This is a genomic window from Aliirhizobium wenxiniae (assembly GCF_019511445.1).
GTDB lineage: Bacteria > Pseudomonadota > Alphaproteobacteria > Rhizobiales > Rhizobiaceae > Neorhizobium > Neorhizobium wenxiniae_A.
In genome coordinates this window covers 83,166-99,512 of sequence record NZ_JAEUAN010000004.1, presented here as the reverse complement: position 1 = coordinate 99,512, position 16,347 = coordinate 83,166, and the positions used below count along the sequence as shown (strand labels likewise).

Here is a 16,347-nt window from a genome sequence, read left to right as displayed (position 1 = left end):
AAAACCGGTATCAATATCCGAGCGGCTGCCTTCTGACACCAGGAGGGCGGCCACTTCATTTTAAAGACAAGCACTGCAGCGCTTCAACGGACGGCACTGCATGATAAAAGGGGGTTCCGTGAGCGTTTCAGGGGGCGTTGAGGCAAGCCCGCTCCTATCTGTGCAAGGGCTGACAAAGCTCTTCGGCAGTTTTGCGGCCTGCAACAGCATCGATCTCAATATCGGCCATGGGGAAATCCATGCGCTGCTCGGTGAAAACGGCGCCGGAAAATCGACGCTCGTCAAGATGCTCTTCGGCGTATTGCAGCCGAGTGCCGGCACGATCTCCTGGGAGGGCGCGCCTGTCGTCATCCCGTCGCCCGGTGACGCGCGGAAGCTGGGCATCGGCATGGTGTTCCAGCATTTTTCCCTCTTCGAAGCACTGACGGTGGCGGAAAACATCGCCCTGTCGCTCGATCCGAAAACACCGCTTGCAAAGATCGCCGAAGAGACCGCAACCGTTTCGAGGGCCTACGGCCTGCCGCTCGATCCTTCCGCCCATGTGGCCGATCTGTCCGTCGGCGAACGCCAGCGCATCGAGATCGTCCGGGCGCTGTTGCAGAACCCGAAACTGATCATTCTCGACGAACCGACCTCGGTTTTGACGCCGCAGGAAGCCGAACGGCTGTTCGAAACGCTGATGCGGCTGAAGGCAGAGGGGCGGTCGGTGCTTTATATCAGCCACCGGCTGGAAGAGGTGCAGCGCATCTGCGACCGCGCCACCGTGTTGCGGCACGGCAAGGTGACCGGCGCCTGCGACCCGAGACAGGAGACGCCGGCCTCTCTCGCGCGGATGATGGTCGGAACCGAAGTTGCCGAAGTGAAGCGCGATAGTGCCGATGCGCTTGGCGATGTTCTGGTGCAGGTAAACAATGTTTCGGTCGCTTCGCGCACGCCGTTTGCTGTTGCGCTCAAGGATATTTCGCTGAAGGTCAGGGCCGGCGAAGTGCTGGCGATTGCGGGCATCGCCGGCAATGGCCAGTCGGAATTGTTCGATGCAATCTCCGGCGAATATCCGATTTCGGACAATGACGGCATTCTGCTGCGCGGAAAGCCGGTCGGCCGGTTGAGGATCAACGGACGCCGGCTGCTTGGCGCTGGTTTCGTGCCGGAGGAACGGCATGGCCATGCGGCGGTCTCGGCGATGCCGCTTTCCGACAACCTGCTTCTGGCCCGCAGCCGATCCGACAGAAAGGCATTCCTTTCCGGCGGACCGCTCGGGATTTTGAAACGCGATGCGATCCTGTCTGCTTCGCGGCGGATCTGTTCGATGATGGATGTGCGCAAGAGCGGCGAGGATCCGACGGCGGGCTCGCTTTCGGGCGGCAACCTGCAAAAGTTCATCGTCGGGCGCGAGCTCGATCGACAGCCTTCGGTGCTCGTCGTCAACCAGCCGACCTGGGGTGTCGATGCGGGGGCCGCAAGCCGGATCCGGCAGGCGCTGATCGATCTTGCCAAGGCCGGTTCTGCGGTCATCGTGATCAGTCAGGATCTCGACGAGATTTTCGAAGTGGCAACGACGATCGCCGTCATCTCGGACGGCAAGCTCTCAGATCCCTATCCGGCGGGTGAGCTGACGCTCGAACAGATCGGGTTGCTGATGGGCGGTATTCACGAAAGTCATGCAGGAGTGGAGACCGCTGATGCGCATTGAACTGCAGAAGCGCGCCGGTACGTCCACGCTGTTTTCGATCGTCTCGCCGCTGCTTGCCCTGGCGCTGACGCTGGTTGCCGGCGCCATCATGTTCTGGCTTCTCGGCAAGAGCCCGATGAACGCGCTCTATATCTATTTCGTCGAGCCGCTTCTGGACGTGTGGTCGCTGCATGAACTTGCCGTCAAGGCGGCGCCGCTGATCCTGATCGCGGTAGGTCTCTCCATCTGTTTCCGGTCGAACAACTGGAATATCGGTGCTGAAGGGCAGTTTACCGTCGGCGCCATCACCGGTTCGATCCTGCCGGTGCTGAACCCCGAATGGCATTCGCCCGTGATCCTGCCGCTGATGCTCGTCATGGGCATGATGGGTGGCGCGCTCTACGCGGGCATTCCCGCACTTTTGAAGACCCGGTTCAACACGAACGAGATCCTGACCAGCCTGATGCTGGTCTATATCGCGCAGCTTTTCCTTGACTGGCTGGTGCGTGGCCCTTGGCGCGACCCGCAGGGCTATAATTTCCCGCAGACGAAGAGCTTTCAGCCGGAAGCGGTGCTGCCGGAAATCCTCGATTCGGGGCGTGCGCATCTCGGCATCGTCTTCGCGCTCGTTGCGGCCGTGGCCCTGTGGTTCATGATGCGCTTCATGCTCAAGGGTTTTCAGGTCTCGGTGCTCGGGCAATCGGAACGGGCAGGGCGGTTTGCCGGCTTTTCGGCAACGAAGATGGTGTGGTTTTCCATGCTTCTCTCCGGCGGCCTTGCAGGCCTTGCCGGGATTTCTGAAGTCGCAGGCTCGATCGGCCATGTGCAGCCGGTGATTTCGCCGGGTTACGGATTTACCGCGATCATCGTCGCCTTCCTCGGCCGTCTCAACCCGCTCGGCATCATCGCCTCCGGTTTTGTGCTGGCACTGACCTATCTTGGCGGTGAGGCAGCGCAGTTGTCGCTCAGCATTTCCGACAAGGTGAGCCGCGTCTTCCAAGGGCTGATCCTGTTCTTCGTGCTCTCCTGCGATACGCTGATCCACTACCGGATCCGCTTCGTCTCCACCCCATCGGCCGAAGCGGAGGCGAAGAACTGATGTTCGAAGCGATCCTTCTTACCGTCATCACCGCATCCACCCCGCTCGTCATCGCAGCACTCGGCGAGCTTGTCTCCGAGCGTTCGGGCGTTCTCAATCTTGGTGTCGAGGGGATGATGATCATGGGTGCGGTTGCCGCCTTCGCGACGGCGCAGCTGACCGGTTCCCCCTATCTCGGCATTTTAGGCGGGATTATCGGCGGCGGGCTGTTTTCGCTGCTCTTCGGTTTCCTGACGCTGACGCTGGTTGCAAACCAGGTGGCGACGGGCCTGGCGCTGACCATCCTCGGCCTCGGTCTGTCGGGCCAGATCGGCGAGGCCTTTGTCGGCATGCCGGGCGTTCGCCTGCAGCCGATCGTCATTCCGCTGCTTTCCGACATTCCTTTTTTCGGGCGTGTGCTGTTTTCCCAGGACCTGATCTTCTACATGTCGGTGGCGCTGGTCTTCGGCATCAGCTGGTTCCTGTTCAAGAGCCGCACCGGCCTGAAGATGCGCGCGATCGGCGACAATCACGGCTCGGCGCATGCGCTTGGCATTAATGTGGTTCGGACGCGGTATCTAGCGGTGCTGTTCGGCGGGGCCTGTGCCGGTCTTGCGGGCGCGCAGCTGTCGCTCGTCTACACGCCGCAATGGGTGGAGAACATGTCGGCCGGGCGCGGCTGGATCGCGCTGGCGCTTGTCGTCTTCGCCTCGTGGCGTCCGCTCAGGGTTCTCGCCGGCGGTTATCTCTTCGGCGCGGTCGGTATCGGGCAATTGCATGCCCAGCTGCTCGCCCAGAGCGGCGGAATTGCCATTCCGTCGCAGCTTCTTTCAGCACTTCCCTATGTCGCGACCATTGTGGTGCTGATCATCATTTCGCATAATCGTCGCACGACGCTCATCAATACGCCGGCATCGCTCGGAAAACCGTTTGTCCCCGATCGGTGATCACGTTAACGTCCATGTCATACTCCATCAGAGGTTGGAAAATGAAGAAACTCATCATTGCGCTGGCAGCAACGACCGCCATGCTCGGCGGTTTCGCCGGTAGCGCATCGGCGCAGGAAAAGAAGAAGATCTGCTTCATCTATGTCGGCTCCAAGACCGACGGCGGCTGGACGCAGGCGCATGATATCGGTCGCCAGGCGCTGCAGAAGGCGCTGGACGACAAGATCGAGACGCCTTTCCTGGAAAGCGTTCCGGAAGGCCCGGATGCCGAACGCGCCATCGAGCGCATGGCACGTTCCGGCTGCGCCCTGATCTACACGACCTCGTTCGGATTCATGGATGCGACCGTCAAGGTTGCCGCGAAATTCCCGGACGTGAAGTTCGAACATGCGACCGGCTTCAAGGCTGCCGAAAACCTCGCAACCTACAATGCGCGCTTCTATGAAGGCCGTTACATCCAGGGCCAGATTGCGGCCAAGATGTCGAAGAAGGGTCTTGCCGGTTACATCGCCTCCTTCCCAATCCCGGAAGTGGTGATGGGCATCAACGCCTTCGAACTGGGCGCGAAGTCGGTCAATCCCGAATTCAAGCTGAAGGTCGTCTGGGCCAATACCTGGTTCGACCCGGGCAAGGAAGCCGATGCCGCCAAGGCGCTGATCGACCAGGGCGTCGATATCCTGACCCAGCATACCGATACGACGGCTCCGATGCAGGTTGCCGCCGAGCGTGGCATTCCGGCCTTCGGCCAGGCTTCCGACATGATCGCGGCCGGCCCGAAGACGCAGCTGACGGCGATCGTCGACACCTGGGGCGCCTATTACATCAAGCGCACCCAGGCGGTTCTCGACGGTTCGTGGAAGTCGGAGCAGATCTGGGACGGCCTGAAGGACGGCATCCTGACCATGGCGCCCTACACCAACATGCCTGACGACGTGAAGGCGATGGCCGAAGAGACTGAAGCCAAGATCAAGTCGGGCGAACTGCATCCGTTCACCGGCCCGATCAACAAGCAAGACGGTTCCGCATGGCTTGCTGCCGGCGAAAAGCCGGAAGACAAGGTTCTGCTCGGCATGAACTTCTACGTCGAAGGCGTGGACGACAAGCTGCCGAAGTGAGCCTTGTTCACATGATTTTTCGGAAAGGGCGCCACGAGCGCCCTTTTTGCTTTCCAGCGATTTGTTTCGCGTCGATACAAGCCGTTTATCGCGCGGCAAGATTGTTGCTGCTAGATAGCGGCAAATGCCTAAGGAGATTCCCCATATGAGCCGTTCCTGCCTTGCCGTCATTCTTGCTGCGGGCGACAGCACGCGGATGAAGTCGTCGATGTCGAAAGTGCTGCATCCGGTCGCCAACCGTCCGATGATCGCGCATGTGATGGCGGCAGTGGCGTCTGCCGGAATGACCGATGCAGCGCTGGTCGTCGGCCGCGATGCCGAAAAGGTCGCCAAGGCCGGATCGATCGACGAGATCTCGGTGAAGAGTTTTTTGCAGACCGAGCGGCTCGGCACCGGGCATGCGGTGCTGGCCGCCCGCGAGGCGATTGCGCAAGGGTTCGACGATGTGCTGGTCGCTTACGGCGATGTGCCGCTGATCACCGCTGCACCGTTTGCCGCCGCGCGTGAAAAACTGGCGGAAGGCGCCGATGTCGTCGTCATCGGTTTCCACACCGACAAGCCGTTCGGTTATGGCCGTCTGCTGGTGGAAAACGGCGAACTTGTCGCCATCCGCGAGGAGAAGGATGCCACCGACGAGGAACGCAAAGTTACCTGGTGCAATAGCGGGCTGATGGCGATCAACGGCCGCAAGGCGCTGGCGCTGCTCGACAAGATCGGCAACGCCAATGCCAAGGGCGAATATTATCTGACCGATCTCGTCGAAATCGCCCGCGCTGAGGGTGGCAAGGTGGTCGCCGTCGACGCGCCGGAAACGGAACTGACCGGCTGCAACAATCGCGCCGAACTCGCCGTGATCGAAAAACTCTGGCAGGAGCGCCGCCGCCACGAGTTGATGGTTTCGGGCGTTTCGATGATTGCGCCGGAAACCGTGTTCCTCTCCTTCGATACGCAGATCGGTCAGGACGCGTTGATCGAGCCGAATGTGGTCTTTGGCCCAGGCGTGACGATCGATGGCGGGGCTGTCATCCATGCCTTCTCGCATATCGAGGGAGCGCATGTGAGTGCGGGGGCAACTGTCGGTCCGTTTGCGCGGCTTCGTCCGGGCGCGGATCTTGCCGAAGGCTCCAAAGTCGGCAATTTCTGCGAGGTGAAGAACGGCAAGGTGGGCGAGGGCGCCAAGGTCAATCACCTGACCTATATCGGCGATGCCGTGATCGGCGCGCATGCCAATATCGGTGCGGGTACGATCACCTGCAATTACGACGGGGTGAACAAGTTTGAAACACGCATTGGGGCAAACTCCTTCGTCGGCTCCAATTCCTCGCTCGTGGCACCGGTTTCGATCGGTGACGGGGCGTATATCGCGTCGGGCAGTGTGATTACCGAAGACGTACCGGCAGATGCGCTGGCGCTGGGCCGCGCGCGGCAGGAGGTGAAGCCTGACCGGGCGACGCTGATCCGCGAACGGGCACTGGCGATCAAGGCCGCCAAGAAGGCTGGGAAGTAAGGCTGCAAAATAGAGATTGCGGCGCGTTACGCGCCGATACCGAAAGTGACGAATGAGGCGATTGCGCAAGTGCAGCAATCGTCTAGGACTTGCGTCCATCTGATTTATCGAAAGGTTTTTTTATGTGCGGAATTGTTGGTATCGTCGGTCGAGAGCCGGTGGCTGCGCGTCTGGTGGATGCGTTGCGCAGGCTCGAATATCGCGGTTATGATTCCGCCGGTGTCGCCACCATCCATGAGGGCCAACTCGATCGCCGTCGCGCCGAAGGCAAGCTGTTCAATCTCGAATCGAAACTCGCCGGCGAACCGCTGCCGGGCACGATCGGTATCGCACACACACGCTGGGCGACCCATGGCGTGCCGAACGAGGTAAATGCGCATCCGCATTTCGTCGAAGGCGTCGCCGTCGTTCATAACGGCATTATCGAGAACTTTTCCGAGCTGAAGGACGAGCTGATCGCTGACGGCGCGGTCTTTACCAGCCAGACGGATACGGAAGTCGTCGCCCATCTCTTGGCCAAATACACCCGCGAAGGCCTGGGCCACCGCGAGGCGATGCTGGCCATGCTGAACCGCGTTTCCGGTGCCTATGCTCTCGTGGTGATGTTTCAGGACGATCCGGGCACGATCCTGTCGGCTCGGTTCGGGCCGCCGCTTGCGATCGGCCACGGCAAGGGCGAGATGTTCTTAGGGTCTGACGCCATCGCGCTGTCGCCGTTCACCAACGAGATCACCTATCTGGTCGATGGCGACTGCGCCATCATCACCCATGACCGTCTCGAGGTGATGGATTACCAGGGCCGCCCGGTCACGCGCAAAAGCCAGATTTCCCAGGCCACTGCCTTCATGGTCGACAAGGGCAACCATCGCCACTTCATGGAAAAGGAAATCTACGAGCAGCCGGAGATCATTTCTCACGCGCTCGGTCACTATGTCGATTTCGCCAGCCACACGGTGAAGGCGACCGACAAGGCGATCGATTTCTCAAAACTTTCGGGCCTTGCGATCTCCGCCTGCGGCACCGCCTATCTGGCCGGCCTCGTCGGCAAATACTGGTTCGAGCGGTATGCGCGTCTGCCGGTCGAGATCGATGTCGCGTCGGAATTCCGCTACCGCGAGCTGCCGCTGTCGCCGACGCAGGCGGCATTGTTCATCTCGCAGTCCGGCGAAACTGCCGATACGCTCGCCTCGCTGCGCTATTCTAAGGATGAAGGGCTGAAGATCGGCGCGATCGTCAATGTCCGCGAATCGACGATTGCGCGGGAATCCGACGCGATCTTCCCGATCCTTGCTGGTCCTGAAATCGGCGTTGCCTCGACTAAGGCGTTTACCTGCCAGCTGGCTGTGCTCGCAAGCCTTTCGATTGCCGCCGGTCGTGCGCGCGGCACGGTTTCAGAGGCTGACGAGAAGGCGATGGTCAAGCATCTGGCCGAGATGCCGCGGATCATGAGCCGCGTGCTGAACGAGATCCAGCCGCAGATCGAAGCCCTGTCGCGCGATCTGTCGCGTTTCAAGGACGTGCTCTATCTCGGCCGCGGCACCAGCTATCCGCTCGCCATGGAAGGCGCGCTGAAGCTCAAGGAAATCTCCTATATCCACGCCGAGGGTTATGCGGCGGGCGAGTTGAAGCATGGGCCGATCGCGCTGATCGATGAAAACATGCCGGTCATCGTGATTGCCCCGCATGACCGCTTCTTCGAGAAGACCGTGTCGAACATGCAGGAAGTGGCGGCCCGCGGCGGCAAGATCATCTTCATCACCGATGAAAAGGGGGCAGCCGCTTCCAAGCTCGAAACCATGGCGACGATCACCCTGCCGAATGTCGATGAGATCATCGCGCCGATGATCTTCTCGCTGCCGATCCAGCTCTTGGCATATCATACGGCGGTGTTCATGGGCACCGATGTGGACCAGCCGCGGAACCTAGCGAAGTCCGTCACAGTTGAGTGATGGCGGAGGCCTAAGGCTCTCCTTGCATCGCAGCAAGCCATCCTGCATTGTCGCATCTTACCGATGCGGCAATGCCCAAAACTGATTCGGGCCAAAAAATCCTAGGAAGATCAGATGAGTGAAAGCCCCGAGCGCATTTCCATGGCGGGTCGGCTCAGGAATAATTTCCTTACCGGTCTGATCATTTGCGCGCCTCTGGCGATCACCGTCTGGCTGACCTTCACCTTCATCGACTGGGCCGACAGCTGGGTAACGCCCTATCTGCCGCAGCGCTATAATCCTCAGTATTATTTCGACGTGACGATCCCCGGTACCGGGCTTTTGATCGCGGTCGTCTTCATCACCATTGTCGGGTTTCTCGGCAAGAACCTGATCGGCCGCTCTATCGTCAATTTCGGTGAGTCGATCCTGCAGCGTATGCCGCTGATCCGCAGCGTCTACAAGAGCATCAAGCAGATCTTCGAGACGGTGCTGCGGGAGCAGTCCACCTCGTTCAAGAAATGCGGACTGGTGGAGTTTCCAAGCTCCGGCACCTGGGCGTTGGTTTTTATCGCGGGCGATGCGCAGGGCGAGATTGCCGCCAAGCTCAACCAGAATGGCGAGGAAATGGTGGCTGTGTTCCTGCCGCCGACGCCGGTTCCGACGGCGGGTTTCCTGATGTTCGTGCCGAAGAGCAAGATCGTAATGCTCGACATGACGCCGGAAGAAGGGGCCAAGCTTCTGATTTCCGGCGGCCTGATCGCACCGGATTACAATCCCGATGGTGCTCCGGTTGCAGCGCTGCCTGCGCCGCGCAAGAAGGCGGCCAAGCTTCGCCGCAAGGGTGGCGAGGATATCGCGGTTACCCCGCCCGCAGAAACCTGATCGCCTCGTCGCGACGGTGCAGGTACAGCAATACCCGCACTGCTTCACCGCGTTCGCTGGTGAGGTCCGGGTCACGATCCAGGAGATAGGTCGCGTCCTTGCGGGCGATTTCCAGTAGATCGGCATGCGCTGCCAAGCTTGCTATTCGAAAGCCCGGCGTGCCGGACTGGCGGGTGCCAAGAAGCTCTCCTTCGCCGCGAAGCTTCAGGTCTTCCTCGGCAATCAGGAACCCGTCCTCGCTGTCGCGCAGGATCGATAGCCGTGCATGGCCGGTTTCACTGAGCGGTCCCTTGTAGAGCAGAATGCAGGTCGAGGCTTCGTCGCCGCGTCCGACGCGACCACGCAGCTGGTGGAGCTGCGCGAGACCGAAACGTTCGGCATGTTCGATCACCATGATCGTTGCATCCGGCACATCGACGCCGACTTCGACCACGGTGGTTGCGACCAGCATGCGGATTTCACCAGCCTTGAAGGCGGCCATCACCCCGTCCTTTTCCGGTCCTGCCATGCGGCCATGGACGAGACCGACGTTTTTTGCGCCGAGTTCGCGGGCAAGGACGGCGTGGCGCTCTTCCGCCGACATCAGCTCGGACACGTCCGATTCCTCCACAAGCGGGCAGATCCAGTAGGCCTTCTTGCCCTCGGCAATGGCGCTTTTCAGCCGCCCGACGATGTCGCCGATACGTTCGGTCGGCACGGTAACTGTCTGGATCGGCTTGCGGCCGGCCGGCTTTTCGGTGAGTTTCGAGACGTCCATATCGCCGAAGGCGGCAAGCACCAGCGTGCGCGGGATCGGCGTTGCGGTCATCACCAGCATATGCGGGGAAATGCCCTTGGCCGTCAGGCGCAGGCGCTGGTGGACGCCGAAACGATGCTGTTCGTCGACCACCGCCATCATCAGGTTGGCGTAGCTGACCGTATCCTGGAACAGCGCATGGGTGCCGACGATGATCTGGGCTTCGCCGGATGCGATGCGTTCGACGATCGCATCACGCTCGCGGCCCTTGGTGCGGCCGGTGAGCAACTCGACGGTGACACCGGCGGCACCTGCGAGTTTCGAGATGGTTGAAAAATGCTGGCGCGCGAGGATTTCGGTCGGGGCCATCAATACGGCCTGACCGCCTGCCTCGACGGCGGCGGCCATGGAGAGAAGGGCTACCAGCGTCTTGCCGGCGCCGACATCGCCCTGCAGCAGCCGCAGCATCCGGTCTTCACCGGCCATATCCCTGATGATGTCGTCGACGGCGGCCTTCTGGCTCGGGGTGAGCGTAAAGGGCAGGGCGTGGACGATCTTTGCGGCGAGGTCGCCCTTCACCCGGATCGGTTGGCCGGGCACCTTGCGGATCTTCTGGCGCACCAGAGCGAGTGAGACCTGTCCGGCCAGAAATTCGTCATAGGCAAGACGCCGGCGGGCCGGGGCGTTCGGATCGATATCCTTCTCATCCTCCGGGTGGTGAAGGGCGCGGAAGGCTTCGGCAATCGGCGGAAAATTCTGTTTCTGCGTCAGCGCCGCATCCGCCCATTCCGGGAAACTAGGCAGACGCTCGACGGCGCCTTCAACCACCTTGCGCAGCGTTTTCGGCGAAAGACCTGCGGTCAGCGGATAAACCGGTTCGACCAGCGGAAGGTTCTGCGCTTCGGAAACTCTCACCATGAAATCCGGATGGACCATGGAGGCGCGGCCGTTGAACCAGTCGACCTTGCCGCTGACCATGACCTGCTCGTCGATCGGCAGCGATTTCGCCAGCCAGTCGCCCTTGGCGCGGAAGAAGGTGAGTGCCAGTTCGCCGGTCTCGTCATGCAGAAAGACGCGATAGGGCTGGTTGGTGCCGCGCGCCGGTGGCTGGTGGCGGTCGACACGTCCCTCGATGGTGACAATCGTTCCCTGCGGCGCAAGCGCAATCCCCGGGCGGTTGCGCCGGTCGATGAGCGAGAAGGGCGCATGGAAAAGGAGATCGACGACACGGCAGTCTTCGGCATCCTCGCGGCCCGTCACCTTGGCGATCAGGTCGGCGATCTTCGGCCCGACACCGGGCAGCGACGAGGCGGAAGCGAAGAGGGGATCGAGTATGGCTGGGCGCATGGCGGTTAAATGGGGCAAGTTTTGGCCATTTGGCAAGGTGACGAGCGCGCATTTCCATCCTATATGAACCGCAAAACAGGGATTTGCACATGACCGGATTGGCACGCACGAGCGCCGACCTCGACCCGCGCCGCAGGCGTATCCTCTATCGCTGCTGGCATCGCGGCATTCGCGAGATGGATCTCGTCTTCGGTTCGTTTGCCGAAGCGGAGATTGCAAAGCTTTCGGACACTGAACTCGACGAGTTCGAGCAGATCATGGGCGAGGACGATCACGATCTGCATGCCTGGATCACCGGTGCAAAACCGCTTCCCGAAGATCGCAACACCCCGCTTTTCGCTCGGGTCGCGGCTTATAAGCCGGATTTCGATCCGGTCACGAAAGAGTCGCTGAAAGAGAAACTCGGCCAATGATTTCCGGTTTTGATGCAAGCAAGATCGCGGCCGCATCCCAGCCGCTGACGATCGGCAATGTGCCGCCCGGCATGGAGCCGATGGTGCTGGCGGAGCTGGCGCGTTCGGGCCAGTCGGTGGCCTATGTGCTCTCCGACGGCCAGCGCATGCCGGATCTGGAGCAGATGCTCTCCTTCGTCGCACCGGAAATTCCCGTCCTGACCTTGCCGGCCTGGGACTGCCTGCCTTATGACCGCGTTTCGCCGAGTGCCGATGTCTCCGCGCGGAGACTATCGGCGCTGTCGGGCCTGATCGCGCATGCGAAAAAGCCGCATCCGTCGATCGTGCTCGTCACCGTCAACGCGATGCTGCAAAAGATCGCGCCGGCGGAGATCATCGAAAGCCTGGCGTTTTCGGCAAAACCCGGCAACCAGATCCGCATGGACGATATCGCCGCGCGGCTGGAGCGCAATGGTTTCGACCGGGTGTCGACCGTGCGCGAAGTCGGCGAATTCGCCGTGCGCGGCGGTATTCTCGATGTCTTCGTGCCGGGCACGGAAGAGCCGGTGCGGCTCGATTTCTTCGGCGACACGCTGGAAAGCATCCGCTCATTCGATCCGGCAAGCCAGCGCACGACGGGGCAGGCACGGTCGCTCGATCTCAACCCGATGAGCGAAGTGACGTTGACGCCGGACACGATCAGCCGATTCCGCACCAATTACCTGTCGCTGTTCGGTGCTGCGACCCGTGACGACGCGCTTTATCAGGCCGTCTCCGAAGGACGCCGTTATGCCGGCATGGAGCACTGGTTGCCGTTGTTTTATGAAAAGCTGGAAACGGCTTTTGATTATCTCGCCGGTTTTCGGATCGTCACCGATCACACTGCGCGTGAGGCGGCGGCGGAGCGTTCCAAGCTGGTCCTCGACTACTTTGAGGCGCGTCGCGATCAGGGTTCGCAGGGCAAAGGGGCGGCTGCCCATTCGACGCCCTACAAGCCGGTTTCGCCCGGCCAGCTCTATCTCGACGGCAAGACGTTTGCATCGGCTCTGGATGAGGCGGCGGCGCTTCGCCTGACACCGTTCAACGAGATGGATGCGTCTGGTCGCCCGGTGGTGACACTCGATGCGCATACCGGTCCGCGCTGGGCGAAAAGCCAGGCGGAAGCGAGCGCCGAGACACAGGATCGCGATACCGGCGAACAGGCGCGCGTCAATGTCTTCGACCTCGTGGTCAAGCATATTGCCGACAAGAGAGCTGAAGGAACGAAGGTACTTGTCACCGGCTGGTCGGTCGGCTCGCTCGATCGCCTTTTGCAGGTGCTTGATGAGCGTGGGCTGAAGCGGATCAAGCCGATCGAAAAACTTGCCGATCTCGACAGGCTGGACAAGGGTGAGGCGGCGTCTGCCGTGATGAGCCTCGAGGCCGGTTTCGAGACGGGCAATATCGCTGTCATAGGCGAGCAGGACATTCTGGGCGACCGCATGGTTCGTCGCGGCAAGCGGCGCAAGCGCGGGGCGGATTTCCTCACCGAGGTCGCGGGGCTCGATGAAGGTTCGCTCGTCGTTCATGCCGAACATGGTATCGGCAAGTTCGTCGGGCTGATTACCATCGAGGCTGCAGGTGCGCCGCGCGCCTGCCTTGAGCTGCATTATGCCGATCAGGCAAAGCTGTTCCTGCCGGTCGAAAACATCGATCTGCTGTCGCGCTATGGTTCGGATGCGGCGGAAGCCAATCTCGACCGGCTGGGCGGCGGCGCGTGGCAGGCCCGCAAGGCGAAGCTGAAGAAGCGGCTGCTCGATATGGCAGGCGATCTCATCCGCATCGCCGCGACCCGCATGGTGCGCAAGGCGCCGGTTCTGGCGACGCCCGAAGGGCTTTATGACGAATTTGCCGCCCGTTTCCCCTATGACGAGACTGAAGACCAGGAAAACGCCATCGAATCGGTGCGCGAGGATCTGGCCGCCGGCCGGCCGATGGATCGCCTCGTCTGCGGTGATGTCGGCTTCGGCAAGACGGAGGTGGCGCTGCGTGCCGCCTTCTTCGCGGCGATGAACGGGGCGCAGGTTGCCGTCGTGGTGCCGACCACGCTTCTTGCCCGCCAGCATTTCAAGACATTTTCCGAGCGTTTTCGCGGATTGCCGATCAGGATCGCGCAGGCATCCCGCCTCGTCTCGGCCAAGGAGCTGGCGCAGACGAAGAAGGATCTGGCGGAAGGCAAGGTCGATATCGTTGTCGGCACTCATGCGCTGCTCGGCACCGGCATCCAGTTCGCCAATCTCTCGCTTCTTATCATCGACGAGGAGCAGCACTTTGGCGTGAAGCACAAGGAGCGGCTGAAGGACCTGAAGACCGATGTCCACGTGCTGACGCTTTCGGCAACGCCGATCCCGCGGACGCTGCAGCTGGCGATGACGGGCGTTCGCGAACTGTCGCTGATCACCACGCCGCCGGTCGACCGCATGGCGGTCCGAACCTTCATCTCGCCGTTCGATCCGCTGGTCATCCGAGAGACTTTGATGCGCGAGCATTATCGTGGTGGCCAGAGTTTTTATGTCTGCCCGCGACTGGCGGATCTGGCCGATATTCAGGCCTTCCTGCAGTCGGATGTGCCGGAACTGAAGGTGGCGGTCGCCCATGGCCAGATGGCGGCGGGTGAGCTGGAAGACATCATGAATGCCTTCTATGACGGCAAGTATGACGTGCTTCTCTCGACCACGATCGTCGAATCCGGCCTCGACGTGCCGACGGCCAATACGTTGATCGTGCATCGTGCCGACATGTTCGGTCTTGCGCAGCTTTATCAGCTGCGTGGCCGCGTCGGCCGCTCGAAGGTGAGGGCGTTCGCGCTCTTCACCCTGCCGGTCAACAAGACGCTGACGCAGATGGCGGATCGTCGCCTCAAGGTACTCCAGTCACTCGATACGCTCGGCGCCGGTTTCCAGCTGGCGAGCCACGACCTCGATATCCGCGGCGCCGGCAATCTCTTGGGCGAGGAACAGTCCGGCCATATCAAGGAAGTCGGTTTCGAGCTTTACCAGCAGATGCTGGAGGAGGCGGTGGCCGAGGTGAAGGGCGAGGACGAGGTGGTCGATACCGGCTGGTCGCCGCAGATTTCGGTCGGCATCACCACGATGATCCCGGAAAATTACGTGCCGGATCTGCATCTTCGCATGGGGCTTTATCGTCGTCTCGGCGAAGTGCAGGAGCTTTCGGAAATCGATGGGTTCGGCGCGGAGATGGTCGACCGGTTCGGGCCAATGCCGCCGGAAGTGCAGAACCTCCTGAAGGTCGTCTATATCAAGTCGCTCTGCCGCAAGGCGAATGTCGAGAAGGTGGATGCCGGTCCAAAGGGCGTCGTCATCGCTTTCCGCGACAAGCAGTTCCCCAATCCGGCAAATCTCGTCGGCTATATCGCCAAGCAGGGTTCGCTTGCCAAGATCAGGCCGGACCAGAGCATTTTCCTCAACCGCGACCTGCCGACGCCGACCAAGCGGCTTGCCGCTGCGGCGCAGATCATGACGCAGTTTGCGGAGCTGGCGAAGGGGTAGGGATGGCAGGCAGGATGAAGAGTGGCTGCTGGAGTATGGTGTCGATCCCCTCACTTGCGATTTCTAAGACTTAGCCTTTGGCTAAGATCTTGAAATCGCTTTCTCTCCCAGAAGGGGAGAGATAACGGTGCGGCACCCTCGGCGCTTTACCTCTCCCCTTGTAGAAGAGGATACAAAATCAAGATCTTAGCTTCAGCTAAGTCTTAGATTTTGTTGGTGAGGGGATATGGACTCGGAGTGTCAGGCTTTCGTCTGCCCGTCTTCAGGTGCCATCACAGCAGCAGCCTGGGCGTCCGTGCCGACGGCGGGCGGCAGGGGGGTGCCGCGGACGCGTTCGCGTACCAGGGTCAGCATGCCGGAGCCGACGATGAGCAGGATGCCGAGCAGCATCCACATATCGATCCCGTCGCCGAAGACGAGGTAACCGAAGGCGACGGCCCAGAGCATCTGGCTGTACTGGATCGGGCCGATCATCGAGGCGGGAATGTGGGTCGCTGCATACATGACGAGAATGGCGGCAAGAGCTGCGAGAAGGCCGTAGCCTGCGAGCCAGACCCATTGCATGGCTGTCGGTGCCTGAAAGCCCGGAATGGCGAGCGCACCGCAGACGGCGAGCGTGCCGAGAACGCCTGCGCCATATAGCGAGATGTTCTTTTCCTTCGGTCCCATGGCGCGGAAGATGACGATCGAGATCGCGCCGGAGAGGCCGCCGAAGACCGCGCCGAGATGGCCGATCGACAATTCGCGGAAGCCGGGGCGCAACACGACCATGACGCCGATGAAGCCGATGACGACGGCAGCCCAACGGCGGTATCCGACCTTCTCCTTCAAAAAGATCACCGACATGATGGTGACGAAGGAGGGAAGGAGGAAGATCAGCGCAAAAGCTTCCGCCATCGACAGATGGGTGAAGGCCGTGACACTGCCGATCGTGCCGCCGGCCTGGGCGACGAAGCGCAGAAGCCAGAGCGGGCGGTTGGTGGTGTTGAAGATATCGGCCCAGCGATCGCCCTTCTTCATGATGAAGGGCAGGCCGACGAGGCAGAAGACCGCGCCGAGGAAGGAGGACTGGATCGGGTTGAACTCACCCTCGATCAGCTTGACGCTGGCGTCACTCCAGGCGTAGGCGGCGAAGGCCGCAAAGGCGAGGAGGACACCTTTGAGGGTCTGGTCTTTCTGCACGGGCCGGTCT

General features: G+C 61.2%; 11 protein-coding genes. 9 read left to right on the top strand and 2 right to left on the bottom strand.

Translation table 11 applies throughout. The annotated features are described in order from the left end of the window. The first annotated feature begins 100 nt into the window (after positions 1 to 100). The 7 genes from JNB91_RS06315 to JNB91_RS06285 all read left to right on the top strand — a co-directional run bounded on the left by JNB91_RS06315 (position 101) and on the right by JNB91_RS06285 (position 9,132). Complete coding sequence (locus tag JNB91_RS06315; protein ID WP_220324682.1) at positions 101 to 1,693, top strand: ABC transporter ATP-binding protein; 1,593 nt, start codon at positions 101 to 103, stop codon at positions 1,691 to 1,693. Continuing rightward, entirely contained in the window at positions 1,683 to 2,771 is a 1,089-nt protein-coding gene (locus tag JNB91_RS06310; protein ID WP_220324681.1) for an ABC transporter permease, read from the top strand. The genes JNB91_RS06315 and JNB91_RS06310 overlap by 11 nt, the downstream gene beginning before the upstream one ends. Continuing rightward, positions 2,771 to 3,697, top strand: a complete 927-nt coding sequence (locus JNB91_RS06305; protein WP_220324680.1) for an ABC transporter permease — start codon at positions 2,771 to 2,773, stop codon at positions 3,695 to 3,697. Before JNB91_RS06310 ends, JNB91_RS06305 begins: the two co-directional genes overlap by 1 nt. A 41-nt stretch (positions 3,698 to 3,738) precedes the next feature. Continuing rightward, a complete protein-coding gene (locus JNB91_RS06300; RefSeq protein WP_220324679.1) occupies positions 3,739 to 4,812 on the top strand; it encodes a BMP family ABC transporter substrate-binding protein in 1,074 nt (357 codons plus the stop codon). Positions 4,813 to 4,957: 145 nt separating this feature from the next. After that, entirely contained in the window at positions 4,958 to 6,319 is a 1,362-nt protein-coding gene (gene glmU, locus JNB91_RS06295) for a bifunctional UDP-N-acetylglucosamine diphosphorylase/glucosamine-1-phosphate N-acetyltransferase GlmU (RefSeq protein WP_220324678.1), read from the top strand. A gap of 122 nt (positions 6,320 to 6,441) precedes the next feature. Beyond that, positions 6,442 to 8,268 carry a glutamine--fructose-6-phosphate transaminase (isomerizing) gene (gene glmS / locus JNB91_RS06290; protein ID WP_220324677.1) on the top strand — a complete coding sequence of 609 codons (1,827 nt, stop codon included), beginning with the start codon at positions 6,442 to 6,444 and terminating at the stop codon, positions 8,266 to 8,268. 114 nt (positions 8,269 to 8,382) lie between these two features. Further along, a complete protein-coding gene (locus JNB91_RS06285; RefSeq protein ID WP_220324676.1) occupies positions 8,383 to 9,132 on the top strand; it encodes a DUF502 domain-containing protein in 750 nt (249 codons plus the stop codon). On the opposite strand, the gene recG is transcribed toward JNB91_RS06285, so the two are convergent. Beyond that, positions 9,110 to 11,215, bottom strand: a complete 2,106-nt coding sequence (gene recG, locus JNB91_RS06280; protein WP_220324675.1) for an ATP-dependent DNA helicase RecG — start codon at positions 11,213 to 11,215, stop codon at positions 9,110 to 9,112. The two genes, JNB91_RS06285 and recG, sit on opposite strands and share 23 nt — an antisense overlap. Before the next feature lie 89 nt (positions 11,216 to 11,304). Here recG and JNB91_RS06275 point away from each other — a divergent pair, with 89 nt between their 5' ends. Continuing rightward, entirely contained in the window at positions 11,305 to 11,628 is a 324-nt protein-coding gene (locus JNB91_RS06275; RefSeq protein WP_220324674.1) for a succinate dehydrogenase assembly factor 2, read from the top strand. Next, positions 11,625 to 15,155, top strand: a complete 3,531-nt coding sequence (gene mfd, locus JNB91_RS06270; RefSeq protein ID WP_220324673.1) for a transcription-repair coupling factor — start codon at positions 11,625 to 11,627, stop codon at positions 15,153 to 15,155. The genes JNB91_RS06275 and mfd overlap by 4 nt, the downstream gene beginning before the upstream one ends. Positions 15,156 to 15,395: 240 nt before the next feature. On the opposite strand, the gene JNB91_RS06265 is transcribed toward mfd, so the two are convergent. Beyond that, on the bottom strand, positions 15,396 to 16,337 hold the full coding sequence (locus JNB91_RS06265) for a DMT family transporter (protein ID WP_220324672.1): 942 nt from the start codon (positions 16,335 to 16,337) through the stop codon (positions 15,396 to 15,398). Positions 16,338 to 16,347: the final 10 nt, after the last annotated feature.

Bases quoted from the DNA above. Each gene is read 5' to 3' on its own strand.
- JNB91_RS06315 (WP_220324682.1), top strand. From the start codon at position 101: ATGATAAAAGGGGGTTCCGTGAGCGTTTCAGGGGGCGTTGAGGCAAGC.
- JNB91_RS06310 (WP_220324681.1), top strand. From the start codon at position 1,683: ATGCGCATTGAACTGCAGAAGCGCGCCGGTACGTCCACGCTGTTTTCG.
- JNB91_RS06305 (WP_220324680.1), top strand. From the start codon at position 2,771: ATGTTCGAAGCGATCCTTCTTACCGTCATCACCGCATCCACCCCGCTC.
- JNB91_RS06300 (WP_220324679.1), top strand. From the start codon at position 3,739: ATGAAGAAACTCATCATTGCGCTGGCAGCAACGACCGCCATGCTCGGC.
- glmU (WP_220324678.1), top strand. From the start codon at position 4,958: ATGAGCCGTTCCTGCCTTGCCGTCATTCTTGCTGCGGGCGACAGCACG.
- glmS (WP_220324677.1), top strand. From the start codon at position 6,442: ATGTGCGGAATTGTTGGTATCGTCGGTCGAGAGCCGGTGGCTGCGCGT.
- JNB91_RS06285 (WP_220324676.1), top strand. From the start codon at position 8,383: ATGAGTGAAAGCCCCGAGCGCATTTCCATGGCGGGTCGGCTCAGGAAT.
- recG (WP_220324675.1), bottom strand. From the start codon at position 11,215: ATGCGCCCAGCCATACTCGATCCCCTCTTCGCTTCCGCCTCGTCGCTG.
- JNB91_RS06275 (WP_220324674.1), top strand. From the start codon at position 11,305: ATGACCGGATTGGCACGCACGAGCGCCGACCTCGACCCGCGCCGCAGG.
- mfd (WP_220324673.1), top strand. From the start codon at position 11,625: ATGATTTCCGGTTTTGATGCAAGCAAGATCGCGGCCGCATCCCAGCCG.